Source organism: Bradyrhizobium oropedii (assembly GCF_020889685.1).
Taxonomy (GTDB): Bacteria; Pseudomonadota; Alphaproteobacteria; order Rhizobiales; family Xanthobacteraceae; genus Bradyrhizobium; species Bradyrhizobium oropedii.
Genome location: NZ_JACMYO010000465.1, coordinates 1 through 802, shown reverse-complemented (window position 1 = coordinate 802; position 802 = coordinate 1). Strand labels below are relative to the sequence as shown.

The following is an 802-nucleotide window of genomic DNA, read 5'->3' as shown; positions in this document are numbered from 1 at the left end:
TCGTTCGAGCCCGGTGCGCGCACCGCCTGGCACACCCATCCGCTCGGACAGACGCTCTACGTGATCTCCGGGATCGGCCGCGTGCAGGCCAAGGGCGGGCCGATCCGGGAAATCCGCCCCGGCGACGTCGTCTGGATTCCGCCGAACGAGAAGCACTGGCACGGCGCTTCACCCGACAACAGCATGACCCACATCGCCATGCAGGAGGCGCTCGACGGCGTCTATTCGACCTGGATGGAGCACGTCACCGACGAGGAATACAACGGCAAGGTCGGTTGAGCCGCCGCTGCGAGCCTAACGAAGAAAAGCCCCGCTCTAGAGCGGGGCCTTTACTTTTCGCGGCGCCGATCAATTCGTCCGCGTCCAGGTCTGGCCGCCGCAGAACATGCCGCCGAACGCACAGCCCTGAACGCGCAGCGTGTCCGGGCTCTTCATCGCGATTGTTGAGTCGTAGGTGCTGCCGCTGTTCGGATCGAAGATGCGGCCGCTCCATTTGTCCTTGCCGGGCTTCATGTTGATCAGAACCTGCTCGCCGTTGGCGTTCGATTTCTTGTCCACCGAGTAGCCGCAGAGATTGGCGCCGCATTGCTCGATGCGGACCTTGCCTTCCTTCTCTTCGGTGAGCCAGACGCCGAGCGGCGAATTGGCAGCTTGCACTGCGACCGCAACCGGCCTGGGCGCAGTAGCGTTCGGCGGGGCGGCACCAACAGTCGGCGCTGGGGCGGGCACAGCCGCCGGCGCGGCGCTTTGCTGCACAGCTGGTGGCGCTGGTGGCGCCGGTGGTGGTGGTGGCGGCGCGGTC

General features: G+C 66.1%; 2 protein-coding genes. One reads left to right on the top strand and one right to left on the bottom strand.

The annotated features are described in order from the left end of the window. The coding region (locus tag H8A95_RS43310) for a (R)-mandelonitrile lyase (protein ID WP_229188489.1) at positions 1–279 on the top strand (279 nt) is incomplete at its 5' end. A 69-nt stretch (positions 280–348) separates the two neighbouring features. Here H8A95_RS43310 and H8A95_RS43305 read toward each other — a convergent pair. Continuing rightward, on the bottom strand, positions 349–802 hold a 454-nt coding region (locus tag H8A95_RS43305; RefSeq protein WP_229188488.1), incomplete at its 5' end, for a DUF2147 domain-containing protein.